This window comes from Anaeromyxobacter diazotrophicus (assembly GCF_013340205.1).
Classification (GTDB): domain Bacteria; phylum Myxococcota; class Myxococcia; order Myxococcales; family Anaeromyxobacteraceae; genus Anaeromyxobacter_A; species Anaeromyxobacter_A diazotrophicus.
Map to the genome: position 1 here is coordinate 135,743 of NZ_BJTG01000006.1, position 26,568 is coordinate 162,310.

At 76.3% G+C, this 26,568-nt stretch carries 23 protein-coding genes; 16 read left to right on the plus strand and 7 right to left on the minus strand.

What is annotated here, in order from left to right; all coding sequences use genetic code 11:
* Nucleotides 1-38 precede the first annotated feature (38 nt).
* Both HWY08_RS13560 and HWY08_RS13565 read left to right on the plus strand, forming a co-directional pair.
* Entirely contained in the window at nucleotides 39-3,095 is a 3,057-nt protein-coding gene (locus HWY08_RS13560) for a PD-(D/E)XK nuclease family protein (RefSeq protein ID WP_176066045.1), read from the plus strand.
* Complete coding sequence (locus tag HWY08_RS13565; protein WP_176066047.1) at nucleotides 3,092-6,811, plus strand: UvrD-helicase domain-containing protein; 3,720 nt, start codon at nucleotides 3,092-3,094, stop codon at nucleotides 6,809-6,811. The genes HWY08_RS13560 and HWY08_RS13565 overlap by 4 nt, the downstream gene beginning before the upstream one ends.
* Here the strand turns inward: HWY08_RS13565 and HWY08_RS13570 are convergent.
* Nucleotides 6,808-7,062 carry a DUF2795 domain-containing protein gene (locus HWY08_RS13570; protein ID WP_235969626.1) on the minus strand — a complete coding sequence of 85 codons (255 nt, stop codon included), beginning with the start codon at nucleotides 7,060-7,062 and terminating at the stop codon, nucleotides 6,808-6,810. The genes HWY08_RS13565 and HWY08_RS13570 overlap by 4 nt on opposite strands.
* 153 nt (nucleotides 7,063-7,215) lie before the next feature.
* Between HWY08_RS13570 and HWY08_RS13575 the strand changes: the two genes are divergently transcribed.
* The 3 genes from HWY08_RS13575 (at nucleotide 7,216) to HWY08_RS13585 (ending at nucleotide 9,447) form a co-directional block, all read left to right on the plus strand.
* Entirely contained in the window at nucleotides 7,216-8,145 is a 930-nt protein-coding gene (locus HWY08_RS13575) for a class I fructose-bisphosphate aldolase (RefSeq protein ID WP_176066051.1), read from the plus strand.
* A 350-nt stretch (nucleotides 8,146-8,495) separates the two neighbouring features.
* Complete coding sequence (locus HWY08_RS13580; protein ID WP_176066053.1) at nucleotides 8,496-9,014, plus strand: DUF507 family protein; 519 nt, start codon at nucleotides 8,496-8,498, stop codon at nucleotides 9,012-9,014.
* A 79-nt stretch (nucleotides 9,015-9,093) separates the two neighbouring features.
* Nucleotides 9,094-9,447 carry a hypothetical protein gene (locus HWY08_RS13585; protein WP_176066055.1) on the plus strand — a complete coding sequence of 118 codons (354 nt, stop codon included), beginning with the start codon at nucleotides 9,094-9,096 and terminating at the stop codon, nucleotides 9,445-9,447.
* 39 nt (nucleotides 9,448-9,486) lie between these two features.
* On the opposite strand, the gene HWY08_RS13590 is transcribed toward HWY08_RS13585, so the two are convergent.
* Both HWY08_RS13590 and HWY08_RS13595 read right to left on the minus strand, forming a co-directional pair.
* Complete coding sequence (locus tag HWY08_RS13590) at nucleotides 9,487-10,251, minus strand: DUF3108 domain-containing protein (protein WP_176066057.1); 765 nt, start codon at nucleotides 10,249-10,251, stop codon at nucleotides 9,487-9,489.
* A 9-nt stretch (nucleotides 10,252-10,260) separates the two neighbouring features.
* A complete protein-coding gene (locus HWY08_RS13595) occupies nucleotides 10,261-11,070 on the minus strand; it encodes a DUF3108 domain-containing protein (RefSeq protein ID WP_176066059.1) in 810 nt (269 codons plus the stop codon).
* Nucleotides 11,071-11,216: 146 nt separating this feature from the next.
* Between HWY08_RS13595 and HWY08_RS13600 the strand changes: the two genes are divergently transcribed.
* The gene (locus HWY08_RS13600; RefSeq protein WP_176066062.1) at nucleotides 11,217-11,432 is read left to right on the plus strand and encodes a hypothetical protein; all 216 of its coding nucleotides are present in this window, start codon (nucleotides 11,217-11,219) and stop codon (nucleotides 11,430-11,432) included.
* Nucleotides 11,433-11,460: 28 nt separating this feature from the next.
* Here HWY08_RS13600 and HWY08_RS13605 read toward each other — a convergent pair whose 3' ends face one another.
* Genes HWY08_RS13605 through HWY08_RS13615 form a run of 3 tightly spaced genes read right to left on the minus strand, consistent with a single transcriptional unit; the run spans nucleotide 11,461 to nucleotide 14,308 of the window.
* On the minus strand, nucleotides 11,461-12,138 hold the full coding sequence (locus HWY08_RS13605; protein ID WP_176066064.1) for a YggS family pyridoxal phosphate-dependent enzyme: 678 nt from the start codon (nucleotides 12,136-12,138) through the stop codon (nucleotides 11,461-11,463).
* Nucleotides 12,135-12,713, minus strand: a complete 579-nt coding sequence (locus tag HWY08_RS13610) for a Maf family protein (protein ID WP_176066066.1) — start codon at nucleotides 12,711-12,713, stop codon at nucleotides 12,135-12,137. The genes HWY08_RS13605 and HWY08_RS13610 overlap by 4 nt, the downstream gene beginning before the upstream one ends.
* 23 nt (nucleotides 12,714-12,736) lie before the next feature.
* Nucleotides 12,737-14,308 carry a peptidylprolyl isomerase gene (locus tag HWY08_RS13615; protein WP_176066067.1) on the minus strand — a complete coding sequence of 524 codons (1,572 nt, stop codon included), beginning with the start codon at nucleotides 14,306-14,308 and terminating at the stop codon, nucleotides 12,737-12,739.
* 143 nt (nucleotides 14,309-14,451) lie between these two features.
* Between HWY08_RS13615 and mreC the strand changes: the two genes are divergently transcribed.
* From mreC to rodA, 4 genes are read left to right on the plus strand one after another with little or no spacing between them, the layout of a single operon-like run.
* A complete protein-coding gene (gene mreC, locus HWY08_RS13620) occupies nucleotides 14,452-15,483 on the plus strand; it encodes a rod shape-determining protein MreC (protein WP_176066069.1) in 1,032 nt (343 codons plus the stop codon).
* Nucleotides 15,480-15,989, plus strand: a complete 510-nt coding sequence (locus HWY08_RS13625) for a hypothetical protein (protein WP_176066071.1) — start codon at nucleotides 15,480-15,482, stop codon at nucleotides 15,987-15,989. Before mreC ends, HWY08_RS13625 begins: the two co-directional genes overlap by 4 nt.
* A gap of 56 nt (nucleotides 15,990-16,045) precedes the next feature.
* The gene (gene mrdA / locus HWY08_RS13630) at nucleotides 16,046-18,142 is read left to right on the plus strand and encodes a penicillin-binding protein 2 (RefSeq protein WP_176066072.1); all 2,097 of its coding nucleotides are present in this window, start codon (nucleotides 16,046-16,048) and stop codon (nucleotides 18,140-18,142) included.
* Nucleotides 18,132-19,262 carry a rod shape-determining protein RodA gene (gene rodA / locus HWY08_RS13635; protein ID WP_176066074.1) on the plus strand — a complete coding sequence of 377 codons (1,131 nt, stop codon included), beginning with the start codon at nucleotides 18,132-18,134 and terminating at the stop codon, nucleotides 19,260-19,262. The genes mrdA and rodA overlap by 11 nt, the downstream gene beginning before the upstream one ends.
* A gap of 75 nt (nucleotides 19,263-19,337) precedes the next feature.
* On the opposite strand, the gene trxA is transcribed toward rodA, so the two are convergent.
* A complete protein-coding gene (gene trxA, locus HWY08_RS13640; protein ID WP_176066076.1) occupies nucleotides 19,338-19,667 on the minus strand; it encodes a thioredoxin in 330 nt (109 codons plus the stop codon).
* A gap of 101 nt (nucleotides 19,668-19,768) precedes the next feature.
* Here trxA and HWY08_RS13645 point away from each other — a divergent pair, with 101 nt between their 5' ends.
* The 6 genes from HWY08_RS13645 (at nucleotide 19,769) to HWY08_RS13670 (ending at nucleotide 26,500) form a co-directional block, all read left to right on the plus strand.
* Nucleotides 19,769-20,146: a hypothetical protein gene (locus tag HWY08_RS13645; RefSeq protein ID WP_176066078.1), complete on the plus strand. Its 378-nt coding sequence runs from the start codon at nucleotides 19,769-19,771 to the stop codon at nucleotides 20,144-20,146.
* Nucleotides 20,147-20,309: 163 nt separating this feature from the next.
* Nucleotides 20,310-21,140, plus strand: a complete 831-nt coding sequence (locus HWY08_RS13650; RefSeq protein ID WP_176066080.1) for a cytochrome C assembly family protein — start codon at nucleotides 20,310-20,312, stop codon at nucleotides 21,138-21,140.
* A complete protein-coding gene (gene hemA, locus HWY08_RS13655) occupies nucleotides 21,137-22,459 on the plus strand; it encodes a glutamyl-tRNA reductase (RefSeq protein ID WP_176066082.1) in 1,323 nt (440 codons plus the stop codon). Before HWY08_RS13650 ends, hemA begins: the two co-directional genes overlap by 4 nt.
* A complete protein-coding gene (hemC, locus tag HWY08_RS13660; RefSeq protein WP_176066084.1) occupies nucleotides 22,456-23,388 on the plus strand; it encodes a hydroxymethylbilane synthase in 933 nt (310 codons plus the stop codon). The genes hemA and hemC overlap by 4 nt, the downstream gene beginning before the upstream one ends.
* A gap of 4 nt (nucleotides 23,389-23,392) precedes the next feature.
* Nucleotides 23,393-24,181 (plus strand): uroporphyrinogen-III synthase, encoded by a 789-nt coding sequence (locus tag HWY08_RS13665; protein WP_176066086.1) that lies wholly within the window; start codon nucleotides 23,393-23,395, stop codon nucleotides 24,179-24,181.
* A gap of 177 nt (nucleotides 24,182-24,358) precedes the next feature.
* A complete protein-coding gene (locus HWY08_RS13670) occupies nucleotides 24,359-26,500 on the plus strand; it encodes a sensor histidine kinase (RefSeq protein WP_176066088.1) in 2,142 nt (713 codons plus the stop codon).
* Nucleotides 26,501-26,568 lie beyond the last annotated feature (68 nt).

Genomic DNA, 26,568 nt, shown 5'->3' on the forward strand with positions numbered 1-26,568 from the left:
GGGCCGGGGGCGTCAGGCCGTCCGCGTATCATCCGGCCGTGCCGGCCCTCTGCCTCGTCCCGACGCCGCTGCGGGCGGCGCGCGCCGCCCGCCGGCTGTGCGACGCGCAGGGAGGGGTGCTCCTCGGCGCCCACCTCACCACCCTCGACCGGCTCGCCCCGGCGGTGCTCGCGGCGGCGCGCGACCCCCGGCCCGTGCTCTCCCCGCTGGCGGAGCGGCTCCTGGCGGCCGAGGTGGGCGAGGCGACCGGCGGCCCGCTCGCGGGCGCTGGGCCGGGGAGCGGCCTCGCCGACGCCCTGGCCGCCGCGCTGGGCGAGCTGCGCCGGGCCGAGGCGAGCCCCGGCACGCTCCGCGCGGCCGCCGGCGCGCTCGGAGGCGCCGCCGGCGCGCGGCTGGCGCTCCTGGCGGGCGCGCTCGAGGCCTACGAGGCGCGCCTCGAGGCGGCGGGCGCCCTCGACCGCGCCGGAGCGCTCCGCGCGGCCGCCGGCGCGCTCCAGCGCGGCGCCGCCCCCGAGGAGCTCCGCGAGCTCGACGTGCTGGTGGTCGAGGGCTTCCGCGCGCTCGCCCCCGCGGCGCTCGACGCCGTCGGGGCGCTGGCGCGGCGCGCCCGGAGGACCGAGCTGCGGCTGCCCTTCTTCCCGCTGCGCCCGGAGCTCTGCGCGCCGGTCGAGCCGCTCCTGCGGCGGCTCGAGGGCTGGCACGAGCTCGCCGGCGAGCGCGACGTGACGCTCGCCCTGGAGGACCTGGAGCTGGCCGGGCGCGCCCCGCGGCTCACCGCCGCGCTGGCCGCCCTCGCCGGCGGGGCGGCGGGCGCGGCGGGCGGCGACGGCGTCCTCCTGGCGGCCGCCGGGGCGGGGGAGGAGGGCGAGGCCGAGGTCGCGGCCGAGCTGGCGGCGCAGCTCGTCGAGCGCGGCTTCGCGCCGGACGAGATCGCGGTCGTGGCCCCGTCCGCCGAGCGCGCCGCGCCCGCGCTCGCCCGCGCCTTCGCCGCCGCCGGCCTGCCGTTCGCGCCCGGCTGCGGGCCCGCGCTGGCCGAGGCGGCGCCGGTGCGGGCGGCGCTCCAGGCGCTCGCGGCGGCGGTGCGCCCGGGCCGCGCCGCGCTCGAGGCCGTGGCGGCCTCGCCCTACCTCGGCGCCGCGCGCCTCCCGGCGCGGCTCGGCTACTGGCTGGACCGCGCCGGCGCGCTCGACGGGCGCGGGGATCCCGAGGCGGCGCTCCGCGCCCGGGCCGCCGCGCTGGGCTCGCCGGCGGCGGCGCGCGAGCGCGCCGAGCTCCTCCGGTCGGCGGACGCGCTGCAGGGGCTCTCCGCCTCGCTGCGGCCGCTCGGCGCGCCCGGGCTGCCGCGCGAGCACGCGGCCCGCCTCCGCGGCTACCTGGCGGCGGCGGGCGCCCGGCGCCGCGCCGCGCGCGCCCCCGCCGAGGTGGCCGCGCGCGACCTGGCGGCGCTGGGCCGGCTCGAGGACGCGGCCGACGAGCTCGCCCGCGCGCTCTCCGCGCTCGGCCGCGGGGAGCGGCGGCTCGAGGCCGCCGCGTGGGAGGCGCTCCTCGGCGCGGCCGTGGCGGGCGCCGCGGCGCCGCCGCCCGAGCCGGCGGCCGGAGCGGTGGAGCTGTGGCCGCTCTCGGAGGCGCCGGGGCTTTCGGCGCGCGCCGTCCTCGTGACCGGCTGCAACCGGGGGGCGTTCCCGGCGGCCGGCCGGGCGGATCCCTTCCTGCGCGACCCGGAGCGCGCCGCCGTGAACCGCGCGCTGGGGAGCGCCGCGCTCGCCCCCGGGCCGCTCCGCCGCGCCGAGGGGCTGCACGCGGCGTTCTGCGCGCTCGCCGCCGGGCGGGAGGCGCTGGCGCTCACCTGGGCCGCGCCGGGGCCGGACGGCTCCGGCGGGCCGGCCTCGCCGCTCGCGCTCGAGCTGCTGGCGCTGGCCGGGGTCGCGCCGCCGGGCGCGCCCGCGGGCGAGCCGGCGCTGGCGGCCTGCCGGACCCCGGCCGGCGCGCTGCGCGCCGCGGCGCGCCTGTGGCGCGAGGGCCAGGGCGCCTCCGCGCTGGCGGCGCTCGCCGGCGCGGGCGACCTCGGGGCGCGGGCCGCCGCGGCCGGCGCCCGCGGAGCGCTGGAGCGCGAGCGGGGCGAGGCCATCGCCGGCCGCCGCGCCCACCCCTACGCCGGCGCGCTCCCGCCCGCGCTGCGGGCCGAGCTCGCGCGCGCGCTGCCCGCCGAGTGGACGCCCTCGCAGCTGGAGAGGCACGCGCGCTGCCCGTTCCAGCTCCTCGCCGCGCTGGTGCTCGGCCTGGCGGACCCCGAGGCGGCGGAGCTCGACATCGACCCGCGGGACGAGGGGCGGCTGGCGCACGCGGTCCTGGAGCGGTTCCTGCGCGCGCGGCTCGCCCGCGGCAGCGGGCCGCTGCGAGGCGGCGAGGACGAGCGCGCCGAGCTGCGCGCGGCCGCGGCCGCGCTCTTCGGGAGCTTCGAGCGCGACGGCCGGACCGGCGACCCGGCGCTGTGGGCCGGGCGGCGCGCGGCGGTGCTGGCGCGGCTCGAGCGCGTGGTGCAGGCCGAGGCGGAGGCCGCCGGGGGCGCGGCGCCGGCGCTGCTCGAGTACCGGTTCGGCGGCGACTCCGGGGTGCCGCCGCTCGCCTTCCAGGGCCCCGACGGCGAGGTGCTGCTGCAGGGCCGCCTCGACCGCGTGGACGCCGCCCCCGACCGGCTCGTCCTCATCGACTACAAGAACTCGGCGAGCCCGCTCTGGAAGCAGAAGCTCGAGCCGGAGGCGCTCGGCGAGACGAACTTCCAGGTCCCCGCCTACCTCCTCGCCGCCGCGCGCGCGCTCCCCGGCCGCGTCCGCCTGGAGGCCACCTACCTGCTCCTGCGCTCGGCGGTGCGGCTCGCCCCGTTCGCGGGCGGCGCCGACGAGCCGCTGCTCGCGGCCAGCCCCGCCGCGCGCGAGGCGGCCCGCGCGCTGGGGGTGCGGCCCTTCGGCGACGCGGTGGTGGAGGCGGTGGGGCGCATCCGGGCCGGCGAGCTCCCGATCGCGCCGCGCGACTGCGCCGGGTGTGCGTTCGGGGCCGTGTGCCGGGCCGAGGCGGTGGCGGAGGAGGCGCCGTGAGCCGCATCGTCTGGGGCGAGGCGGCGCTGGCGCTGTTCCAGCTGACCGGTCCGACCGCGGTGTCGGCCGGCGCCGGCTCGGGCAAGACCACCTGCCTCGTCGAGCTCTGCCTGCGCCTCCTCTCGGGCGAGGCGACCGGCACGCCCTGCGAGCCGGGCGAGCTCGTCGCCATCACCTTCACCGAGAAGGCGGCCGCCGAGCTGGAGGAGCGGCTGCGCGAGGCGCTGGCGGCCCGCGCCGCCGCGGCCCCGGCCGGCTCCGAGGAGGCGCGCGCGTGGCGGCTCCGGCTCGCAGGCCTGGAGCGGATGGCGGTGGGCACCATCCACGCCTTCGCCGGCCGGCTCTTGCGGGAGCACGCGCTCGAGGCGGGGGTGGACCCGGCGCTGGAGGTCCTGGACGAGGAGACCTCGCAGCTCTGGCGCCGCGAGGCCGCGCGCGCGGCGCTCGTGGCGGCGCTCGACGCGGGTCGCCCCGAGGCGCGGCGGCTCGCCACCGCGCACGGCGCGGGCGGCCGCCGCGGCGGCCTCGCCGAGCTGGTGGCGGAGCTCGCGCGCGAGCGCGCCACGCTGGGCGAGGAGGGCCCGGCGCGCCCGGCCGCGAGCGACGAGGGGGCGGCGCGCGCCGCGCGCGCGGCGGCGATCGCGGCGGCGGAGGCGCTGCTCGCGGCGCGGTCCGAGGTGAAGACCGCCACCGGCGCCCGCGCGCTGGGCGCGCTGCGGGAGGCGCTGGACGCGCTCGGCGAGGACCGGTCCGGCGCGCTCCGGGCGGAGGCCCTGAGCCGCTTCGATGCGCTCGCCGGCGCCGTCCGGCCCTGGCGGGTGGGCGCGAGCGACGGGCCCGACGCCCGGGGCCGGAAGGCGGCCCTGATCGACGCCTGCGAGGCGTTCGGGCCGCTCGCGGCCGAGGTGCTGGCCGACCCGCAGAAGCTGGAGCTGGCGGCGCTCGTGACCGAGGCCGAGGCGCGCTACGCGGCGCGCAAGGGGGCCGGAGGCGCGCTCGACTTCGACGACCTCCTCGCCCGCGCGCGCGCGCTGCTCCGGGGGGACGCGGCGCTCCGCGCCGAGCTGCGCGGCCGCGTGCGCGCGCTGCTGGTGGACGAGTACCAGGACGTCAACGCGCTGCAGGAGGAGCTCTTCCAGCTCCTCTCGCGCGACGAGCCCGGGCTCGCGCCGGGCCCGGTGCTGGTGGCGGTGGGGGATCTCAAGCAGTCCATCTACCGGTTCCGCGGCGCCGACGTGGCCGTCTTCCGCGGCGTGCTGGAGCGCCTGGCCGCGACCCCGCCCGGGCGGGCGCTGCACCTCTCGGTGAACCACCGCTCCGGCCCCGGGGTGCTGGCGCTCGTCAACGAGGTGTTCGCGCGCTGCATGCAGCCCGCCGCCTCGGACCCGCGCCCGTACGAGCTGGCCTTCTCCGAGGCCGATCGGCTCGTCCCGGTGCGGCCTCCCGGGCAGGCGCCGGCGTGCGAGCTGCTGGAGGACGGGGAGGGCGGCCCGAGCGCCGAGCGCCGGGTGCGCGAGGCGCGCGCGGTGGCGGCCCGGGTGCAGGCGCTGGTCTCGGGCGCCGCCGGGGTGGAGGTCCGCGAGCGCGGGGAGAGCGGCGCGGAGCGCGGGCGGACGCCGCGCCACGGCGACGTCGCCATCCTGTTTCGCCGCCTGACCGAGGTCGAGACCTACGTCCGGGCGCTGCGCGAGGCGGGGGTGCCGTTCCGCCTCGGCCGCGGCGGAGGCTTCTACCAGGCGCCCGAGGTGCGCGACCTGGGCGAGCTGGCGGCCGCGCTCACCGCGCCCGACGACGCGCTGGCCTGGGCCGCGCTGCTGCGCTCGCCGCTCTGCGGCGTGTCGGACGGGGTCCTGTTCGCGCTGTCCAGGCTGGGGCTCGGGACGCTCGCGCGGCGCGAGCCGGAGGCGGTCGTGGAGGCGGTCTGGGCGATGTTTGCGACCGCGAACTCGACCGCGACCTCGGCCGCGACCTCGACCGCGATGGCGACCGCGACGGCGACCGCGACCTCGACCTCGACCGAGGCGGAGCGCGCAGCCGAGGGCGAGCGGCTGCTCCGGTTCCTGCGCGCCTGGCACGCGCTGCGGGCGCTCGTCGACCGCGTCCCGGTGGACGAGCTGCTCCGGCGGGCGCTCGCGCTGCTCGACCTCGAGGCGGCGCACCTCGCGAGCCCCGACGGCGAGCGGCGGTGCGCGAACGTGCGCAAGGCGGTGGCGCTCGCGCGCCGCTTCGCCCAGCGCGGCGGCGGCGCGGCCGGCTTCGCGGCGCGCCTGCGAACCCTGGCGGCGCGGGAGGCGCGGGAGCCCGAGGCGGAGGTCGAGGCGCCGGACGCGGTCGCGCTGCTCTCGGTGCACCAGGCGAAGGGGCTCGAGTGGCCGATCGTGTTCGTGCCCGATCTCGGCGCGACCCCGCCGCGCGACGGCCGCCGGGCGGCGCGCCACCCCACGGGCGCGCTGGCGCTGGCGTTCGCCGACCCGGAGGCCGATCGCCACCACCCCACCGCCGCCCTCGAGGCGGCGCGGGAGGAGGGGCGAAGGGCGGCCGCCGCCGAGTCGCGCCGCCTCCTCTACGTGGCGCTCACCCGGGCCCGCGATCGGCTCGTGCTCTCCGGCGAGGCGGGGAGGGCGGGCGACACCTGGCGCGCGCTGGTGGAGGCGGGGCTGGCCGCCCGGCCCGAGCTGGCGTCGCGCGTGCCGCTCGCGGAGGCGGGGGCGTTCCGGGTCGGCGCGGGCGCGACCGCGACCGCGACCGCGAACGTGACCTCGACCTCGAGCTCGACGGCGACCGCGACCTCGAACGCGACCTCGACCTCGACCGCGACCTCGACCGCGACCTCGAATGCGACCGCGATCGGAGCGCGGGGCGCGGGGGACGTGGCGCCTCCTCGCCTGGCGAGGCCCGCGCCGCCGCCCGCCGTGCGCGTCGCGGTGACCGCGCTCGCCGAGCACGCGCGCTGCCCGAGGCGCGTCCACTTCTCGCGGCAGCTCGGGCTGCCCGAGCTGGCCGGCGAGCGCGGCCCGTCGCAGGACGACCCGGACCGCGCCACCGCCCGCGGGACGCTGGCCCACGCCATGCTGGCCGAGGTCGATCTGGCGGCGCCGCCGCTGGAGCGGCGGGTGCTGCTCGCGGCGGCGGCGTCGCGGCGCGGATACGACCCGCGCTCGCCGGGTGTCCGCCGCATCGCCGCGGACGTCTCGCGCTTCCTCGACGCGCCGTCGGCGCGGCGGCTGGCCCGCGCGGCGGCGGAGGGGCGCCTCCGGCGCGAGGTGCCGTTCCTGCTCCGGCTCGGCGGAGACGGCGCGCCCCTCTGCTATCTCACCGGGGCTATCGACGCGCTGCTGGAGGAGCGCGGGGGCCTGGCGGTGGTCGACTTCAAGTACGCGCTGTGCCGCCCCGGCGCGGCGGAGCGGTACCGGCTGCAGCTCGTCGCGTACGCGCTGGCCGCGGCCCGCGCCTTCCCCGGCCAGCGGGTCACGGCCAGCCTCCAGTTCCTGCGCGGCCCCTGCGCGGCGGTGGACGTCACCCCCACCCAGGCGGAGCTGCGACAGTTCGCGCGCGAGGCGCCGCGGCTGGCGCAGGCCGTCCAGGCCGGCGAGGGGTACGCGAGCACGCCGGCCGCGCTCGGCCGCGACGCGGCGCGCTGCCGGTCGGAGGGGTGCGGCTACCTCGCGCGCTGCTTCCCGGGCGACCCGTCTCCGGCGGACGCTCCGCGCGGCTAGGGGTGGCGGGTGGGGTTGTCCCCGGTCTCGACCGCGTCGCGCCCCAGGTCGCCGCGGTGGCGGACGTCCCGCGTGCCCATGCCGAACCGCGCCTCCGCCTCCCCGAACTCGCGCAGCACGTCGGCCGGGCTCTGGTAGATCCCGTCGGGCAGCGACTTCAGGAAGTTGATCGCGTCGCGCTCGTACCCGGCCTCGGCCGCGGCGTTCGCGAGCTCGTCGCGGCTGATCGGATACTCCACCTGGCCCAGCAAGGCCGAGGGGCTCCTCTCCAGGGGTTCGCCCGTTCCACGCGCCATGAAAAACCTTCCTTGAGAGCGTTCTCGGAGAGGATATACATTCCGCGGCGGCGGGCCCCGACGCGGAGGGCTCGCCTTCCCGCCACCACCCTCGACCCGGAGCCGTCCATGGAACCGAAGATGACGGAGCGCGTGAAGCAGATCCTCTCCTGGTACGCCTCCGACAACCCCGGCACCCTCACGAACCTGGCCCGCCTGCTCATGCACGGCAAGCTGGCCGGCACGGGCAAGCTCGTCATCCTGCCCGTCGACCAGGGGTTCGAGCACGGTCCAGCCCGCTCCTTCGCGCCGAACCCGGACGGCTACGATCCGCGCTACCACTTCCAGCTCGCGATCGACGCCGGGTGCAACGCCTACGCGGCGCCGCTCGGCTTCCTCGAGGCGGGCGCGGCCGAGTTCGCCGGCCAGGTCCCGCTCATCCTCAAGCTCAACAACTCCGACTCGCTCTCGAAGCTGGGCGGCGCCCCCATCTCCGCGGTGACCGCCTCGGTGAAGGACGCCGTGCGGCTCGGTTGCGTCGCGGTGGGCTACACCATCTACCCGGCGTCCGACGCGCGGAACCTCCAGTACCAGGCGCTCCGCGAGATCACCCTCGAGGCGAAGGAGCACGGCCTGGCGGTGGTGGTGTGGAGCTACCCGCGCGGCTCCGGGGTGTCGAAGGAGGGCGAGACGGCGGTCGACATCGCCGCCTACGCCGCCCAGATCGCGGCGCAGCTCGGGGCGCACGTCATCAAGGTGAAGCCGCCGAAGGACGGGGTGGAGCTCGCCGAGGCCAAGAAGGTGTACGAGAAGCACGCCATCCCGACGAAGACGCTCGCGGAGCGCGTCCGGCACGTCGTGCAGTCCGCCTTCAACGGGCGGCGCATCGTCATCTTCTCGGGCGGCGAGGCGAAGGGCACGGACGAGATCCTGAAGGAGATCCAGGCCATCAAGGAGGGCGGCGGCTTCGGGTCGATCATGGGCCGCAACTCCTTCCAGCGGCCGCGGGGCGAGGCCCTGAAGCTCCTCTCCGACGTGATGGCTATCTACGCCAAGTAGCGGGCGCGCGGGCGGGGCACCGCCCGCGGGCCATTTTGAGCGGCTGCCCGAAAGGGCAGCCGCTCCGCTTTCGCGGCGCTGAGCAGATTCCGACCGCCATGTGGCGAACCGAGCCTGGCGGGCCAGCCCGCGTCTCGTCCCTGCGCGGGAGCCCGCCCGAGCACCGACACGCAACGTCAAACCGTCCCGACGGACCGCGGATTTTCGAGTCGCGGGGGCCTTTTTCCCTTGCCACCCCCGGCGGGCGGGGTTTATACGATTTTACCTTTTGATTCGCGGAAGTGCGCGTTTCGAGCTGGTCGCGCCCGCCGCCGCCGAAGGCCCCGTCACGGGGCCGAGGAAAACCGGAAATGCGCCTCTACCCCAAGGTGATCCCGACCATCGCACGCGAGGTCATCCAGACCTTGATGCAGGACGGTGACGTCGAGATCGAGACCCTGCGCATCTCGGACGCCGAGATGGACATGGCGGCGATCATGAAGGAGTACCTCGCGGCGGAGGAGCGGGTGAACGCCGCCACGCGCGAGGCGCTGGAGCGCCGGGGCTACGACCACTCCCGCTTCAACCAGGTGAAGCGCGAGATGGCGGACGTCCGCGGCTTCAAGATGGGCGACGAGGGGATGGAGTACGTCATCGGGCAGATGATCGAGTTCCTCCTCATCTCGCGCAACGTGGAGGAGGTCTACGCCGAGGACACCTCCCTCCGGAAGAAGATCTTCGGGATCTTCAAGAAGCACCTCGACGTCGACGAGGAGATCGACCGCGAGGCGCGCGCCCGCCTGAAGCACCTCCAGGAGGGCACGAGCGCCTGGGAGGTCGAGTACAACAAGACCGTCGACCTGCTGCGCCGCTCCCGCGGGTTGATTTAACGCCCGCCGCGGGGAGCGCCCGCGCGCCTTCGCCCGCCGTTTTCTTGACCCGCGATAGCGACCGCTTACGCTCTCGGGCGTGAAGCGGACCGCGCTCGCGCTGGCGCACGCCCCGGCCCAGGCCACCCGCCGACCGGAGGGCGCCCTCGATCCGCTGCGGCGCCGGCTCGCGGCCGCGGGCGGCTCCGCGCGCGAGGCGGTCCTCGCCGACCTGCTCGAGGACGATCTCGACGAGACGGCCGCCGCGCTGGCCGCGCTCGACCGGTACCTCGGGATCGTCCGGGCCGAGCTGGGCGCGGCGCGGGCGGACGGCCGGCGCCTGCTCGCGCTGAGCGCCCTCGCCGACCCCGCGCCCGCCGTCGACCGGCTCGACACGACGCTCTCCGCGCTGCGGCGCCGGATGGCCCAGCTGTCGCGCCGCCTGCCGGGCTGACGCTGCGCCGCCGGTGCGGCGCTCCGCAGGCCTGCGCCGTCAGTCGGCCGGGGTCACCTGCGGCGCCGTCACCCGCGCCAGCATGGCGCGCGCCGGGCCCAGGTCGATCTCGCTCACCGCGGCCACCGGGAGGTGCCGCGCGCCGCGGTCGTACCAGAAGTGCACCGGCCGGCGGGGGCCCGCGCCGTCGGCCCGGGTGAGGACGGCGTCCACGCGCACGGTGTCGAAGGTGCCGGCCGCCGACTCCACCTTCTCGCGCCCGGGCGCGACCTCGCCCTCCAGCCGCCAGATGCGGCGGTTGGCGACGAGGTCGAAGCAGAGCCGCGTGCCGGGCTCGAGCCGGACGGCGCGCAGGTAGTAGATGGTGGAGAGGAGGTCCATCACCTCCGCCGCGCGCGGGGCGCTGGTGGTCCCGCGGCGGTCGCCGAGGCGCCACTCCATCAGGATCGGCCCCGGGCGGTCGAGGCGGGTGTCGGTGCTCTTGCGCACCCCGTCCTCGTCCACCTCGTCCCGGTAGCGCTGCGGGCGGAGCGTGGACGCGTCGACCCAGGAGAGCGCGTACCCCTTCACCCGCCGCGCCTTGGCGAACACCGAGGTGTTCCGGACCCGCGCGCGGAGCGGCAGGAGCGTGCCGCGGGCGATGGGCGGCTCGACCGAGAGCGTCACGGTCCCCGCCTTCACCACGCCCATGACGTCGAGGTCGTAGGCGAGCGACTCGCCGACGACGAAGGGGGCCTGGCCGGCGACCGGCGGGAGCCCGCAGCCGGCCGCGGCGAGCGCCAGCGCGAGGGCGGCCGAGATCATCCCGCGAGTCTACCGCGAGGCCGCCTGCGCGCCACCGGGGCGATAGCCGCTCACCGTGACCACCACGCTCCCCACCGCGAAGTCGGCGGTCATGCGCACCGGGATGTGCCGCGGGTCGCGCGAGAGCCACAGGTGCGCGTCGCGCTGGCTGCGGAACTGGTCCTTCAGGCCGAGCTGGACCTTCAGGCGGGTGGTGTCGAAGCGCCCGGCCGGCGTCTCGAGCGTCTCGTCCCCTTCCACCTCGGCGCGGAGCGTGAAGACCTCCTTCCCCGAGAAGACGGGCAGCTCGTAGCGATCGCCGGGCCGCAGCGGCGCGAGGCGCAGGGCGAGGAGCACGCTCGCCAGATCCTGGATGTCGCCCGGTACGTCCTGCGTGGTCCGGGTCAGGCGTCCCTTGCGGAGCACCTGCACGAGCGCCTTCCCGCTCTCCCGGTCGAAGCGCGCGCGGTCGGTGTGCCGGTCTCCAGGCTCGATGGCGTTGAGGTCGGTCCCGCGGGAGGCCCGGCGCTCGGCGTCCCAGTAGGAGACGTAGTGCTCCCGGATGTCGAGCAGCGAGGCGAGCCCCCCGGTCTTGCCCTGGCAGAAGATCGGCCACACCGGGCCCTCGGGCTGGCCCACCGAGAGGCGCGCCTCGCCGGCGCGCACGTGCAGGAAGTCGATGACGAGGTCGATCTGCTCACCCGGCGCGAACGGAAGCTCTCCGGTCGCGGTCGCGGTCGCCGTCGCGTTCGAGGTCGAGTTCGAGTTCGAGTTCGAGGTCGAGGTCGCGGGGCCCGCGGTCGCGAGCGCAGCTGCCAGGAGGGCGGCGGTGATCGTCATGGGCTCGTGGCGCAGACGGCGCCGACTCGGGCATATTCGACCGGGCCGGTCCGCGCCAGGCCGCGGCGCACCAGGCCCCACACCGGGAGGCGTGGTGGGGAGCGCTCGCCCGAGCGCCCGCCGCCGGCCCGTCGTAACATCGCCTCGTGCCGACGAACCCCTACGACTTCGACGAGGACGACGAGCCCCGCGAGCACGACCGCCGGCGCCGCTTCACCGAGCTCGAGTGCCCCTCCTGCGACGCCGTCACGCCCTGCGACGAGGGCTTCGGCGACGGCGACGACGTGCTGTGCTGCTACTGCGGCCAGGAGTACCGGGCCAAGGTGTCGGACGACGGGCGGCTGAAGCTGGTCGAGAGCTAGCCGCGCTCGCGGGGACGAGCGCGGCGGGCTACGGCTGCGGCCGGCGCTCGCCGAAGATGGCGGTGCCGACGCGGACCAGGGTCGCGCCCTCCTCGATCGCGGCCGGGTAGTCGCCGCTCATCCCCATGGAGAGGTCGGGCAGCGCCAGCCCGAGCGCGTCGCGCAGCGCGCGCAGCCGGGCGAAGTGCGGGCGCGGGTCCTCGGCCGCCGGGGGGATGCACATGAGCCCCCGCAGCTCCAGCGCCGGGAGCCGCGCCACCGCCTCGGCGAGTCGCGGGAGCTCGCCCGGCGCGCAGCCGGACTTCGAGCCCTCCTGGCCCACGTTCACCTCGAGCAGCACCCGCGCCGCGCCGCCGCGCGCCGCCGCGCGGCGCGAGAGCTCCTGGGCGAGCGCCAGGCGGTCGACGGTGTGCACCCACCCCACCGCCGGCGGCGCCGCGGCGCCGGGGCGCGGGGCGGGGAGGACGTACTTCACCTTGTTCGTCTGCAAGCCGCCGATGAAGTGCCAGACGAGGTCCGGCAGCGCTGCCAGCTCCGCTGCCTTGGCGCGCCACTCCTGGGCGTAGTTCTCGCCGAAGTCGCGCTGGCCCGCCTGGTAGGCTTCGCGGATGGCGCTCGCCGGCTGCGTCTTCGAGACCGCGACCAGCGTCACGCCGGGCCTGAGCCGGGCGCGCACGGCGGCCAGCCGGTCGGCCAGGCCGCTCACCCCGCCGCCTCGCGGTCCCAGGGCAGGGGAAACCCGAAGCCCCGCAGGAGCTCGAGCGTCTCGGCGAGCGGCAGCCCGATGACGTTCGAGACGCTGCCGCGCACCGCCGTCACGAAGGCGGAGGCGACCCCCTGCACGGCGTAGGCGCCGGCCTTGTCGCGCGGCTCGCCGGTCGCCACGTACCAGGCGATCTGGCGCTCCGAGAGCGCCGCCAGCTCGACGGCGCTCGTCACGGCCACGAGCTCCTGCCGCCCGGCCCCGCGGGCGCAGACGCCCGTCATGACCTCGTGGGCGCGCCCGGAGAGCGCCCGCAGCATGGCGGCCGCCTCGGCGTCGTCGCGCGGCTTGCCCAGGATCCGGCCGTCCAGGACCACCGCCGTGTCCGCGGCGAGCACCACCCCCGGCGCGTCGACCGCCCGCGCCTTGGCCTCGGCCACCCGCAGCACGTAGGCGCGCGCCTCCTCGCCCGGGCGCGTGCCCTCGTCCACGTCCGCCGGGCGGACGTCGAGGGCGAGCCCGAGCCGCGCGAGCAGCTCGCGCCGGCGCGGGCTCTGCGAGGCGAGGGTGAGCGTCATCCCTTCCGCCGGCGCGACCCGCGCTAGTCCAGCTCCACCGGGGCGGCGCGGGCGGTGCCCTGCACGAAGGCCTCGTTCGTCTGCACCTTGGCCTTCTTGCGGAGGCTCTCCACCCAGGCGCGCTCCAGCTCGGACTCCCGGCGCAGCCTGAGCCGCGTCTCGACCTCGGCCTGGTGCTCGGCCAGCTTGGAGAGGTCGGCGCGCTGGCGCTCCTTCACCCGCGCCACCACCGGCCCGCCCGCGGTCTCGTACACGCGCGGCAGCACCTGCCCGGCGGCCGCCTTGACGGCGTCGGCGAAGAGCTCCGGCGCCGGCCCCAGCCTCGGCACGCTGGGCGCGCTGGAGACGGGGAAGGTGCCGGTGTCCTCCGCGACGATGGGCTGCCCGCCCAGCTTCACCTGCGCGCCCTTCGCGGGGAGCACCTCGGCGAAGCTCTTGCCGGACTGGAGCTTCTTGAGCGTCTCCTCCGCGCGCTGCCCGGCGAGCTTCTTGGCGGCCTCGGTCTCGAGGAGCTCGCGCGCGATCTCGGGCTTCGCCTCGTCGAGCGTCTCCTTCTTGGCCGGCTCGATCCCCTCGAGCTTCACGAGGTGCCAGCCGAACTCCGTGCGGACCGGCTCCGAGACCTGGCCCGGCGAGAGCTTGCCGGCGGCGTCCTCGAACGGCTTCGCCATCACGCCCGGCCCGAAGAAGCCGAGGTCGCCGCCCTGGGCCTTGGAGCCCGGGTCGTCGGAGGCCTCCTGCGCCAGCTTGCCGAAGTCCTCGCCCTTCTTCACGCGCTCCGCCAGGGCGTCGATCTTCTTCTTGGCCGCCTCCTGCGCGTCCTGCGGCGCGCCCGGCGCCACCGCCACCAGGAGGTGCCGGGCGTGCAGCCGCCGCGGCCGGTCGAAGCGGGCGGGGTGATCCTTGAAGTACTGCTCCACCTGCGCGCCGTTCTTGGCCAGGAAGGCCTTCACCTCGGCGTCGGTCACCTTCACCTCGGCGCGCGCCAGCGCGAAGGGGAAGCGGGCCAGCTCGAGCGCGAGGCGGTCGTTCTCGGCCGCCCAGGCGTCCTTCACCTCGTCCGGGGTCACCTTCGCGGTGCCGCGCAGGAGCGCCACCATCTTCTGGTAGGCGAGGTCCTTGCGCATGCGCTCCTCGAACTTCCCGGGCGAGCCGTAGGTGCTCGTCACCGCGCGCCGGTACAGCTCCATGTCGAACCGGCCCTCGCTCTGGAAGGAGGGGATGTTCTTGATGGCGTTCGAGAGCTCGTCGTCGCTCACGACGATGCCCTGCCGCTGCGCCTCCTGGTCGATGAGCTCGCGCTGGACGAGCTGGTCCATCGCCATCTGGCGGAGCCGCGTCTGGAGGAGGGCGTTCAGGTCGGGCGCGCCCTGCTGCTGGTAGATGCGGAGCAGCTGGCCGTACTGCTGGTCGAACTCGGTGGGCGAGACCGCTTCACCGTTCACCTTCGCCGCCCACGCCTGGGTGGTGCCGATGTCGCCTCCGCTGCACCCCTTCGAGCCAGGCCCGAACGAGACGACGAAGACGATGATGATGATGCCGAACAGGACGTAGGTGAGGACGCTGCGCGAGTTCGCCCTCAAGGTGTCGAGCATGGAACGGCGCTCCGGATTGTTGAACGCGGCGAAACCGCGGGTGCGGGCCGCTTTTGGAAGGTTGCACCCTAGCCGAGATCGGCTAAAATGCAAGGGTTTTTGGAACCGCGGGGGGCGGCGGACGGCCTCGCCTGGGAGCCGGAGTGGTCGGACTGCTGAAGCGTCACCGCGAGATCATCCTCGTCGTCCTGCTGCTCGTCCTGCCGCTGGGCGTGTACTTCGCGCACGCCAAGCACCCGAGCGAGCGCACGCGCCTCGACCGGGTCATCCTGGCCGTGACCGGCCCCATCGAGAAGGCCATCGGCTGGACCGTCACCGGCGCCCTCCAGGCCTGGAACGGCTACGTGGGGCTCCGCGGGGCGCACGCCCGGGCGGTGGCGCTGCAGCACGAGGTCACCGCCCTGAAGCTCGATCAGCTCGAGCTCGTCCGGACGCGGGACGAGAACGAGCGGCTGCGGCGGCTGCTCGGGTTCGCCCGCGCGGAGCCCGAGCGGCGCGTGGTGGGCGGGCGCGTCATCGGCGTGCGCCTCGATCCCAAGGGGCTGCAGCTCCTCACCCTCGACCGCGGCGCGCGCGACGGCGTGGCGCGGATGATGCCGGTGGTGGTGGCGCACGGAGTGGTGGGCCGCGTCCACGCCGTCACCGACACCACCGCCGACGTGCTGCTCCTGTCCGACCGCAACAGCTCGATCGCGGTGCGCGTCGACCGCTCGCGCGCCCGCGCCAACGTGCGCGGGACCGGCGCGCCGGACGCCTGCCGCCTCGAGTACGCGCTGCGGTCCGACGACATCCAGGACGGCGACGCGCTCGTCACCTCGGGCACGGACGGCGTCTTCCCGCGCGGCCTGCCGGTGGGACGGATCACCTCGCTGAAGCGCAGCGGGCAGGGGCTCTACCAGCGCGCGGACGTGGCGCCGGCGGTCGACATCACCAAGGTCGAGGAGGCGCTGGTCATCACCTCCTTCGACGCCCACCTCGACGAGGCGCCGCTCGCGGCCGCCGCGCCGGCGCCCGCGCCCGCGAGCGCGCCGACGCCCGCGCCGCGGCGGCCGGCCGCCGCCAAGCCGGCGCCCCCGCCCGCCGCCCCGGCGCCGGCCGCGCCCGAGGAGGACGACGCGCCCGCGGAGGCGCCGCCCGCGCCCGGCGCGACCGCCGCGGTGGAGGTGAGCCCGTGAGGCCCGTCGCCGCGTTCGCGGCCGCGCTGCTGCTCGTCTCGGTGCAGGCCGCGCTCCTTCGATACGTCGGCGGGGGCGCCTTCTCGCTCTCGCTGGCGCTCCCGGTCGTGGTCTACCTCGGGCTGTCGGCCGGCAACGTCGACGGCGCGGTGGGCGCGGCTGCGGTGGGGTACGTCCTCGACCTCACGGCGGGCGGGCCCAAGGGGCTCATGACGTTCCTCGCGGTGGCGCTCTTCCTCGGCAGCCGGCTCGCCGGCGCGGCGCTCTCCATCCACGGCAAGAGCGGCTTCGCGGCGCTCTCCGCGGTGGGCGTGTTCCTGTTCGGCCTGGGCGCGCTGCTCCTCACCCGCGCCGTCTCGCCGGTCGAGACCGCGCCGGGGCTCCGCCTGCTCGGCCGCGTGCTGGTCGACGCGCTCCTCACCGGGGCCCTCTCCCCGCTCGTCCTCCTCGGGATGCGGCGCCTCGACGGCCTGTTCGCGCGCGAGGAGCCTGGCCTCCTGCGATGAGCCGGGTCCCCGGAGAATCGCCGGCCGCCGCCCGTTGTTGGAGAGCCTGACTCGAGATGGTCCGCGTCCCCACCGCCACCGCCCCCAACACCTCGCAGGCCGAGCTCCGGCCGCGCACCGCGCTCATGACGGTGGTGGCGTCGCTCGCCTTCCTGGTGCTAGCCGTCCGCCTGTACCAGCTCCAGATCCTGCGCGGCGACCAGTACAAGGAGCGCGCCGACGAGAACTTCGTGAAGGAGCTGCGCGTCCCCGCCGACCGCGGCTTCATCCTCGACCGCAACCACAAGGTGCTGGTCGACTCGCGCCCCTCGTACGACGTCACCCTCACGCCCTACTTCTGCGGCAAGCAGTGCGACGAGCTCCTGGGCCAGCTCGGGAAGCTCCTCTCGCTGTCCGACGAGGAGCTCGAGCGCGCCCAGCAGCGCCTCCACGCCGCGCGCGGCCTGGAGCGCTTCCGCCCGTTCACCGTGAAGGTGGACATCGCGCGAGAGGAGCTCGACATCGTCGAGGCGAACCGCGTGCCCGGCGCGCTCTCCGGGGTCGACGTCATCCCCGCCCCGCACCGCAGCTACCGCTACGGCCCCTGGGCCGGCCACCTCTTCGGCTACATGAACGAGATCGGGGCCGAGGAGCTCAAGCGCGCCAACGCCGACATCGAGAAGCGCAACGACGGCGAGCTCCTCTACCAGCTCGGGGACTACGTCGGCCGCCGCGGCCTGGAGCGGCGCTGGGAGTCCACCCTGCGCGGCCTCGACGGGCGGCGGCGGGTGGTGGTGGACGCGAAGGGCAACGCCAAGGGCGGCGATCTCGAGGAGCTCATCCCGGAGGACCAGCGCTTCGAGGCCTCGCGGCCCGGGCGGAACCTCGTCCTCTCCATCGACTGGCGTCTCCAGGAGTTCGCCGAGAAGATGTTCCCGGCCACCGCCGGCTCGGTCCTCGCGATGGACGCGCGCACCGGGTTCCTGCTGGCGCTCGTCGACCGCCCCTCGCCCGATCCGAACAAGCTCTCCGGCCGCATCAGCCGGTCCGAGCTCAAGGCCATCCGCGACGACCCGCTCCGCCCCGAGCTGTTCCGCGCCATCCAGGAGCACTACCACCCGGGGTCGACGTTCAAGGTCGTGACCTCGATCGCCGCCCTGGAGGAGGGCGCGCTCAAGCCGGGCGGCACCATCAACTGCCCCGGGCACTACACGCTCGGCGGCCACCGCTGGCGCTGCGACAAGGAGAAGGGGCACGGGAACGTCGACCTCGAGCACGCGCTCGGCGCCTCCTGCGACGTCTTCTACTACGCGCTGGGCGACCGGCTCGGCACCGACGCCATCGCGAAGTGGGCGCACCTGCTGGGCCTCGGCAGCCCGACCGGCTTCGACCTGGGCGGCGAGATCTCCGGCGTCATGCCGGACGAGGCGTGGCACGACCGCCACCTCGCCGGCGGCTACCAGCACGGCATGTCGCTCAACATCGCCATTGGCCAGGGCGACGTGAACGTGACCCCAATGCAGCAGGTGGTGCTCTACGGCGCGCTCGCGACCGGCAAGGTGTGGAAGCCGCAGGTCGTGCAGCGGATCGAGGACCCGGGCGGCGAGACCGTCCAGGAGTTCGGGCCGGTGGTGAAGGGACAGCTCCCCATCAAGCCCGAGACGCGGGCGGCCGTGCTGAAGGGCATGGAGGCGACCGTCAACGAGCCGTTCGGCACCGGCTACGGCTCGCGCCTCAAGGACGTCGTGGTGGACGGCAAGCCGGTGCTGATGGCCGGCAAGACCGGCACCGCCCAGGTGGTGAAGCTGGGGGCGAAGCGGCTCAAGGCCTCGCAGGTCACCTACTTCGAGCGCGACCACGCCTGGTTCGCCTCGTTCGCGCCGGCGGACGACCCCGAGCTGGTGGTGGTGGTGCTGAACGAGCACTCCGGCTTCGGCGCGTCGAACGCGGCCCCGACCGCGGCCGCCGTCATGCGCTACTACTTCCAGCTGAAGCGGACCGACGCCCTGGAGCGCGCGGGCGTCCAGCTCGGCCCGCCGCCGCCGCCCGGCCTCGAGGTGCCGGGCGCGAAGCCGGCCGCCGCGCCGGTCCGGACCGGGGCGCCGGGCGCCCCCACCATCGAGGCGCCGGCCACCGTGCCGGCCGCCGTCCAGGGGGAGAAGCGTGGCGCTTGACCTGTCCTTGCCGCGCGCCGGGGTGCCGTCGCAGCGGCGCGCCTTCACGCACTACCCGTGGCACGTGGCCTTCCTCGTGCTCGGCATCGCCGCGCTCGGCGTCTGGAACCTCGCCTCGGCCTCGCGCAGCGCGCACGCGCCGGTCTGGATCTCGCAGCTCTCCTGGATGGGCGCCGGCGCCGCCGTCGCGCTCGCCCTCGGGCTCGTCGACTACCGCCGCTTCATGCGCGGCGCGTACGTCTTCTACGCCGTCGTGGTGCTCCTGCTCGTGGCGACCGCGCTCAAGGGGCGCGTGGTCATGGGCGCCCGCCGCTGGCTCGCCATCGGCCCGATGAACCTCCAGCCCTCGGAGCTGGCCAAGATCGCGGTCATGGTGGCGCTGGCGCGCTGGTTCCACATGGACGCCGCCAAGCGCAAGGACGGCTACGGCCTGTTCGGCCTCGTCGTCCCGGGCGTCATCACCCTGGTGCCGGCGCTGCTCATCCTGAAGCAGCCCGACCTCGGGACGGCCCTCATCGTGGTGGCGGTGGGCGCGACCATGATCCTGTTCGCGAAGGTGCGCTGGCAGACCCTGGTGGCGGTGGGCGCGGTGGTGGTGGTGGGCGCGGTCTTCGCGTACCCGCACCTCAAGCCGTACCAGAAGAAGCGCGTCGAGACCTTCCTCAACCCGGAGGGCGACGTCCTCGGCGCCGGGTACCACGCGACGCAGTCGATGATCGCGGTCGGCTCGGGGCAGGCGCTCGGCAAGGGCTGGGCGCAGGGGACGCAGACCCTGCTCTCGTTCCTGCCCGAGCAGCACACCGACTTCATCTTCTCGGTGTGGGCCGAGGAGCACGGGTTCGTCGGCTGCCTGCTCCTGCTCGCGCTCTACTACGCGCTCGTGGTGTCGGCGCTGGGCATCGCCGGCAACGCCCGCGACCGCTTCGGCCACTTCCTGGCGGTGGGGGTGACGGCGATGCTCTTCTGGCACGCCTTCATCAACATGGGGATGGTGACCGGCGTCATGCCGGTGGTGGGCGTCACGCTCCCGCTCATGAGCTACGGCGGCTCGTCGGTGATGGCCGTGCTCATCGGCATCGGCCTGCTCAACAACGTCGCGAGCCGGCGCTTCGTGAACTGAAACGCCCGCCGGCGGAGGCGCGGGCGGGCGTTCCTGCTGAGGGGGGGGCCGCGCGCCGGCGGGCGCGCTCGACGGTCAGACGACCTTCTTCACCGCGTCGACGAGCTTCGCCTTGGGCACGGCGCCGATGATGGTGTCCACCACCCGGCCGCCCTTGAACACGAGCAGGGTGGGGATGGAGCGGATGCCGTACTTCTGCGGCACCTGCTGGTGGTGGTCGATGTCGAGCTTCGCCACCTTGAGCTTGCCCTTGTACTCCTTCGCCAGCTCCTCCACGGCCGGGGCGATGGCCTTGCAGGGGCCGCACCAGGTCGCCCAGAAGTCGACCAGCACGGGGGTGTCGCTCTTCAGCACTTCCTGATCGAAGGTGCCGTCCTCGAGGGTGACCACGTCATTCGATGCCATGCGGCTTTGTTTAGCGGACGCGCGACGGGGTGGCAAGCGGCGCGGCGAGCGTGCTAACCTCGCGGGCTCACGCGGTGTTTCGTCGCACTTGGGCCGATCGCATGGCGGGTCTCCTCTTCGTGAGTCAGGCGATGCTCGAGGCCTGGTCCGGGCAGGGGCGGATCGCGTTCGCCGGCCAGACCATGAGCCTGCGCGCGGGGCCGGGCTCCGGGCGCGCGTACGCGCTCGATCCGGCGGTGCGCTTCCTGCGGGTCGTCGGCGCCGAGTGCGACCCGCACGGGCTGGTGGCCAAGGTGAAGACCGACGCGCAGCTGCGCGCGCTCGGCGGCCAGCGGATGGGCGACTCGGTCCTCCTGGGAGACGTCGCCTACGAGGTCGAGCCGGGCTTCCTCGCGGCGGCGAGCGCGCCGCCCGCGGCCCCGGAGCAGCGCGACCCGGCGGCGGTCCTGGCGCGGTTCCTCTCGGAGAATCTCTCGTGACCGTCCGGTGTTACTGTGAGCGCGCGCGGAGCTCGTCCCGCGCCGCCGGCGCGGGCGCGAGGGCGCGCCGCGGGGGTGCTGGTGCCGAAAGGGTTGCGCCCGCCGGGCTGGCTGACGTAAGGCCGTGCGCCGGCTCGACGTCGCGAGGGGGAAGGCCACGCCGATGAGCATCCACGTCCTGAGGCTCGCCGCCGCGCTCTACGCCGCCGGCGCCGCGGCCTACATCCTCTTCTTCGCGCGCCCGCGCCACCTCCGGGCCGCCAGCACCGGCTACGCGCTCGTCGCGGTCGCGTTCGCGGTGCACGCCGTCTCGATCGGCCTCGCCTGCGGCGAGTTCGGCGGGAGGGAGTTCTTCAACCTGCGCGGCGGCTTCGGCCTCCTCGGCTGGCTCGCCGCCGGCGCCTTCCTGCTCCTGCAGCGCTTCTGGCGGCTGCCGTCGGTGGGGGCGTTCATCACGCCGCTCGTGCTCATGTCGGTGCTGCCCGGGGTCTTCGGGCTCGGTCCCAACGCGCGCGGGCCCGTGCCGGCGATCATCCGGCTGCCGTCGCTCAAGGTGCACATCTTCAGCGCCGCCGGCGGCGTGGTCCTGTTCGCCTTCGCCTTCGCGGTGGCGCTCATGTACCTGCTCCAGGAGCGCGAGGTGAAGGGCAAGCGGTTCGGGGCGCTCTTCTCGCGCCTCCCGTCGCTCGACGCGCTCGACCGCCTCAACCAGCGGCTGGTCCGCGGCGGGTTCGCGGTCTACTCGGTCGCGCTCGTCACCGGCGCCCTGGTGGCGAAGAACGCGTGGGGCAGCTTCTGGACCTGGGACCCGCAGCAGGTCGCGGCGCTGGTGGTGTGGCTGCTCTACGGCGGCATGGTGCAGCTGCGCCACCTCGGCGTCCACGGCCGCCGCTACGCCCTCCTCACGCTGGCCGGCTTCGCGCTGGTGATCGGCTCGATGATCGCCATGGGCGCGGTCCCGAACGTCACCCGGCACGGGGGCAACTTCCAGTGAGCGAGGTCTTCCTCGTCGGCCTGTCGCACCACTCGGCGCCCATCGCGGTGCGCGAGCAGGTGGCGCTCAAGGACGAGGTGCTCAAGGCCGCGCTGCGCGGCGTGCGCGAGGTGAGCGGCGTCCAGGAGGCGATGGCGATCTCCACCTGCAACCGGGTGGAGGTGTACGTGCTCGCCGACTCGGCCGAGCCCGCGCGCCGCTTCTTCCTCGACCGCGCCGCCGCCGCCGACGGGCACCTCTACGAGCGGCAGGGATCGCAGGCGGTGCGCCACCTGTTCCGGGTGGCGGCCAGCCTCGACTCGATGGTGCTCGGCGAGCAGCAGATCCTGGGCCAGGTGAAGGAGGCCTACGGGCTCGCCAGCGCCGCCCAGACCGCCGGCTCCTTCCTGTCGCGCCTGTGCAACCGCGCCTTCGCCACCGCCAAGCGCGTCCGCACCGAGACCGACATCGGGCGCGGGGCGAGCTCGGTGTCGCAGGTGGCGGTCGAGCTGGTGGCCAAGATCTTCGGCGACCTCAAGGGCCGCGCCATCCTGCTCGCCGGCGCCGGGAAGATGGGCGCGCTCTCCGCGAAGGCGCTCGCCTCGCTCGGCGCCGACCGCGTGCTGGTCGCGAACCGGTCGCGCGAGCGGGCGGTCGCGCTGGCCGAGCAGACCGGCGGCCACCCGCGCGACTGGGCGGAGCTGCCCGAGCTGCTCGTCGAGGCGGACGTCGTCATCGTCTCGACCGGCGCGCCCACCTTCGTGGTCGGCGCCGAGCTGGTGCAGGCCGCCATGAAGGCGCGGCGGCGACGCTCGCTCTGCCTCATCGACCTCTCGGTGCCGCGCAACGTGGACCCGTGCTGCAGCGACGTCACCGACGTCTACGCCTACGACATGGACGACCTGCAGAAGGTCGTCCTGACGACGAAGTCGGCCCGCGCCGAGGAGGCGCTCCGGGCCGAGGCGATCGTCGAGGCGGAGGTGATGGCGTTCACCGCCGAGCGCGAGGCGCGCGCGGCGCTGCCGGTGCTGGCGGCGCTGCGCCGGCAGGCGGAGGAGATCGCGCTCGCCGAGGCGGAGCGCACCCTGGCGCAGGTGGGCCAGAAGCTGGACGAGAAGGGGCGGCGGAGCGTGGAGGCGATGGCGCGCGCCATCGTCAACAAGCTCCTCCACGGCCCGACCTCGCGCCTCAAGCAGGCCGCTTCGAACGGCGACAGCGCGCTGCCCGGCGCCGCCGCCGAGCTCTTTGGCATCGAGGAGGAGCGCGGCGAGCCGCCGGCTCCTCCCGCGGAGGCCGCCGAGGCCCCCGTCCACATGGTGGCACTCCCGGAGAAGAGATGATCCGCATCGCGACCCGCCGCAGCCCCCTCGCCAAGTGGCAGGCGAACCACGTCGCCGGCCTGCTCCGCGCCGGCGAGCCCGGGCTCGACGTCCGGCTGCACGAGCTCGTCACCAAGGGCGACAAGATCCTCGACGTGGCGCTGGCCCGGGTGGGCGGGAAGGGCCTGTTCGTGAAGGAGATCGAGGACGCGCTCCTCGCCGGCGACGCCGAGATCGCCGTCCACTCCATGAAGGACCTGCCGGCGGTGCTGGCCGAGGGCCTGGTGGTGGGGGCGGTGCCGGTGCGCGAGGACCCCCGCGACGCGCTCTGCTCCCCGAAGCACCAGACCTGGGACCGGCTCCCCCGCGGCGGGACGGTGGGCACCTCCAGCCTCCGCCGCGCCGCCCAGCTCAAGGCGCTCCGCCCCGACCTCCACATCGAGGTCATCCGCGGGAACGTCGAGACGCGGCTCCGGAAGGCCTCCGAGGGCCTCGACGCGGTGGTGCTGGCCTACGCCGGCCTGCGGCGCCTCGGCCTCGCCGAGCACGCCACCCAGGTCTTCTCGCCGGAGGAGATGCTCCCGGCCGTGGCGCAGGGGGCGCTGGCGCTCGAGGCGCGCGCGAGCGACGCCGCCACGCTGGCCCGCCTGGCGCCCCTCGACCACCCCGAGACGCGCCACCGCGTCGAGGCCGAGCGCGGGCTCCTGCGCCGGCTCGAGGGCGGCTGCCAGGTGCCGATCGCCGCCCACGCCACCGTGGCGGGGGGCCAGGTGACGCTGCGCGCGCTGGTCGCGTCGCTCGACGGCGCGCGGGTCGTGCGCGGCGAGCGCACCGGGCCGGTCGCCGGCGCGAGCGCGCTGGGCGAGGCGCTCGGGGAGGAGCTGCTGTCGCGCGGCGCGGCCGAGATCCTGAAGGAGCTCGAGGGCACCGCCGAGCCCGTGCCGCACTAGCCCCATGGCCCCCTCCCTCGCCGGCCGCCGCGTCGCCGTCACCCGCGGCGCGGGCGGGGACGACCCGCTGGCCCGCCGCCTGCGGCAGCTCGGGGCGGAGGTCCTCGAGGCGCCGGCGATCGCGCTCGCGCCGCCGGGCTCCTTCGCGGAGCTCGACGCCGCGCTGCGGGACCTCGGCGCCACCGACTGGATCGCGTTCGCCAGCGCGAACTGCGTGGAGCGGACCCTGGCGCGGGCCGCCGAGCTCGGCGTCGCGGCCGCGGCGCTGGCCCGGCCGCGCCTGGCGGCGGTCGGGCGCGCCACCGCCGCGCAGCTGGCGCGGCTCGTCCGGCCCCCCGACCTCGTCCCGGGCGAGGCGCGCGGCGAGGCGCTGGCGGCGGCGCTCGCGCCCCAGGTCCGCGGGCTCCGGGTGCTCGTCCCGCGCGCGGAGGAGGGGCGCCCCGAGCTCGTCGAGGGTCTCGTCGCCGCCGGGGCGACGGTCGTCGCGCCGCCGGCCTACCGCACCGTGCCCGCCCCCCCGGAGGCGCTCGCGGAGCTCGCGGCCGCGCTCGCCCAGGGCGCCGTGGACGCGGTCGCCTTCGCCTCGCCGTCGGCGGTGCGGAGCGTGGCCGCCGCGCTGGGGGCCGGCCGGGACCTGCTCGGCCGGGCGGCGCTCGCCGCCATCGGCCCGACCACTGCGGCCGAGCTGCAACTCCTGGGCTTCACGCGCGTGGTCCAGCCGCTCCGCGCCTCCGCCGAGGCGCTGGCCGAGGCCATCGCGGAGCAGCTGGGGCCCGGCCGGCAGCAGCCCTGAGGAGCTGGCCCCGTCCGGGGGTCGTCCTGCGATCCTCTGCCGCAGGTCTTCGGTGACCTGCTAGGCCGGGCGGCGTATGCTGAGCGCCACCTCGCTGCCCCAGGAGGCCTCCTGCGCACGGCGCACGCCATCGGAGAGGGCGACGGCCGCCGTGCCCGGCGCGCCTGGCGTCTCCTGGTGGGCCAGGGGGAGGATCCGGCGCTCTGGCGGTACGCCGTGGCGCTGGGGCTCGCCGCTGCCGCGGTCGCCGCGGGCGCCGCGCTCCAGGGCGAGCTGCGAGGCTACGCGAGCTTCCTCTCGTTCGGCGCGGTGCTCCTGGCGGGGCTGCGCGGCGGCGCCGGGCCGGGCTTCCTCGCGCTGGGGGTGTGCGCGGCCGCCTTCGCCTGGCAGATGGGCGGGCCCCGCAGCGCCACCTGGGTGGAGGAGCCCGACCCGCTCCACCGGCTCGCCTTCTTCGTGGGCTTCACCGCCCTCGGGGTGTGGGCGGCGAGCGCGGTGCGGGAGGGGTACCGCTACTCGCACGCGCGCCGCCGCCGGGCCGAGGCGCGCGCGGAGGGGCAGCGCATCGCCGCCGAGCTGGGGGCGCGGGCGCTCGCCGAGACCGACCTCGACGCGCTGCTGGCCGCGACCGTGGCGGCGGTCGAGCGCGCGCTGCGGTGCGACGCGGTGACCTTGCTGGAGCTGCAACCGGACGGAGAGTCCGTGCGGCTCCGGGAGGCCGCCGGGCTGGCGCGGACCGCCGCGGGCCAGGTCTTCCCGCGCGCCGAGGCGCTGCTCGCCTTCCGGGTGCTGGCGGCCCGCGAGCCCCTGGCGGTGGACGACCTGGCGGCGGAGCCGGAGGTCGCCTCGCCGGCGCTGCTCCGCGCGGGGGTGACCTCGAGCCTGGTGGCACCCATCGTCGCAGCGGGTCCCGGCGGGCGGTCCTTCGGCACGCTGGGCGCCCACAGCCGCGCGCGGCGCCCCTTCGGCCCCGACGAGGCGAGCTTCCTGCAGGCCGCCGCCAACGTGATCGGGACGGTGGTGGTGCGGGCCCGCGCCGAGGAGCGGGTGCGCCGCACGCTCGAGGTCGAGCGGTTCCTGGCCGAGGCAAGCCGGCAGCTCGCGCTCTCCATCGACTGGCAGGAGACGCTCACGCGGATCGCGAAGCTGGCGGTCCCGTTCCTGGGCGATTGGTCGCTGGTGGTGGTGCTGGACGGCGAGGGGCGGCCGCGCAGCCTGGCGGCCGAGGCGAGCGACCCGGCCCGCGCCGCCGAGGCCCGCGAGCTGCTCGACCGCTACCCCATCGACCTCGCCGCCCGGCACGGGGTGGGGCGGATCCTGCGCACCGGCGAGCCGGAGCTGCTCCCGGAGGCGGCGGGCGACGCGTTCGTGGAGGACGACCCGGGCGAGGGGACGCCGCTGCGCCGGGACATCCTGAGGCGCCTCGGGATGCGCTCCTACCTGGGCGCGCCGCTCGTGTCGGCGGGGCGCGTGCTGGGCGCGATCGCATTCGGGGTGGCCGACGGCCCGCGCCGCTACGGCCCGGACGACCTGGCCGTGGCGCAGGCGCTGGCGCAGCGCTGCGCCGCGGCGATCGAGAACGCGCGGCTCTACCGGGAGGCGCAGGAGGCGACCCGCGCGCGCGAGGAGGTGCTCGCCATCGTCTCGCACGATCTCAAGACGCCGCTGGGCGCGCTGCACATGGGGGCGCAGATGGTGACGCGCCTCGCCCCGCCGGGCGCGCCGGGCGACGAGCTGCGCAAGGCGGCCACCACGGTGCGCCGCACCGCCGAGCGCATGGGGCGCCTCATCCACGACCTCGTCGACGTGGCCAGCCTGGAGGCGGGCCGGCCCTCGCTGGCCCCCGCCGAGCAGGAGGCGGCCGCCGTCGCCCGCGAGGCGGCCGAGGCGCTGCAAGCGCTCGCCGCCGACCGCGGCGTCGCGCTCACCGTGGAGGCGCCCGAGGCGGTGCCGCTGCGGTGCGACCGCGACCGCCTGCTGCAGGTCCTCACGAACCTGCTCGCGAACGCGCTCCAGGTCACGCCGGCCGGCGGCCGGGTCCGGCTCTCGGCGCGGCGGGGAGGGGAGGGGGTCCTGTTCACGGTGGCGGACGACGGCCCCGGCATCCCGGCGGAGGACCTGCCGCATCTCTTCGAGCGCTGGTACCGCGGGCGGCGCGCGCGTTACCCCGGGTCGGGCCTGGGGCTCGCCATCGCGCGCGCCATCGTGGAGGCGCACGGCGGGCGCATCTGGGTCGAGAGCGTCGAGGGCCAGGGGAGCGCGTTCTCGTTCGCGCTCCCGTGCGCGGGCGCGGGCGGCGCGGCCCGGGCCGGGCGGTGAGGTGGTGCCCCGGCGGGGATGTGCCCCGCCCGGCCGGCGGGAGCAAGTTGTGAGGCGACCGCGGGAGG

Coding starts and splice junctions, on each gene's coding strand:
- HWY08_RS13575 (WP_176066051.1), top strand. CDS start 7,216: ATGGAACCGAAGATGACGGAGCGCGTGAAGCAGATCCTCTCCTGGTAC.
- HWY08_RS13580 (WP_176066053.1), top strand. CDS start 8,496: ATGCGCCTCTACCCCAAGGTGATCCCGACCATCGCACGCGAGGTCATC.
- HWY08_RS13590 (WP_176066057.1), bottom strand. CDS start 10,251: ATGATCTCGGCCGCCCTCGCGCTGGCGCTCGCCGCGGCCGGCTGCGGG.
- HWY08_RS13595 (WP_176066059.1), bottom strand. CDS start 11,070: ATGACGATCACCGCCGCCCTCCTGGCAGCTGCGCTCGCGACCGCGGGC.
- HWY08_RS13610 (WP_176066066.1), bottom strand. CDS start 12,713: ATGACGCTCACCCTCGCCTCGCAGAGCCCGCGCCGGCGCGAGCTGCTC.
- HWY08_RS13615 (WP_176066067.1), bottom strand. CDS start 14,308: ATGCTCGACACCTTGAGGGCGAACTCGCGCAGCGTCCTCACCTACGTC.
- mrdA (WP_176066072.1), top strand. CDS start 16,046: ATGGTCCGCGTCCCCACCGCCACCGCCCCCAACACCTCGCAGGCCGAG.
- trxA (WP_176066076.1), bottom strand. CDS start 19,667: ATGGCATCGAATGACGTGGTCACCCTCGAGGACGGCACCTTCGATCAG.
- HWY08_RS13645 (WP_176066078.1), top strand. CDS start 19,769: ATGGCGGGTCTCCTCTTCGTGAGTCAGGCGATGCTCGAGGCCTGGTCC.
- HWY08_RS13650 (WP_176066080.1), top strand. CDS start 20,310: ATGAGCATCCACGTCCTGAGGCTCGCCGCCGCGCTCTACGCCGCCGGC.
- hemC (WP_176066084.1), top strand. CDS start 22,456: ATGATCCGCATCGCGACCCGCCGCAGCCCCCTCGCCAAGTGGCAGGCG.
- HWY08_RS13665 (WP_176066086.1), top strand. CDS start 23,393: ATGGCCCCCTCCCTCGCCGGCCGCCGCGTCGCCGTCACCCGCGGCGCG.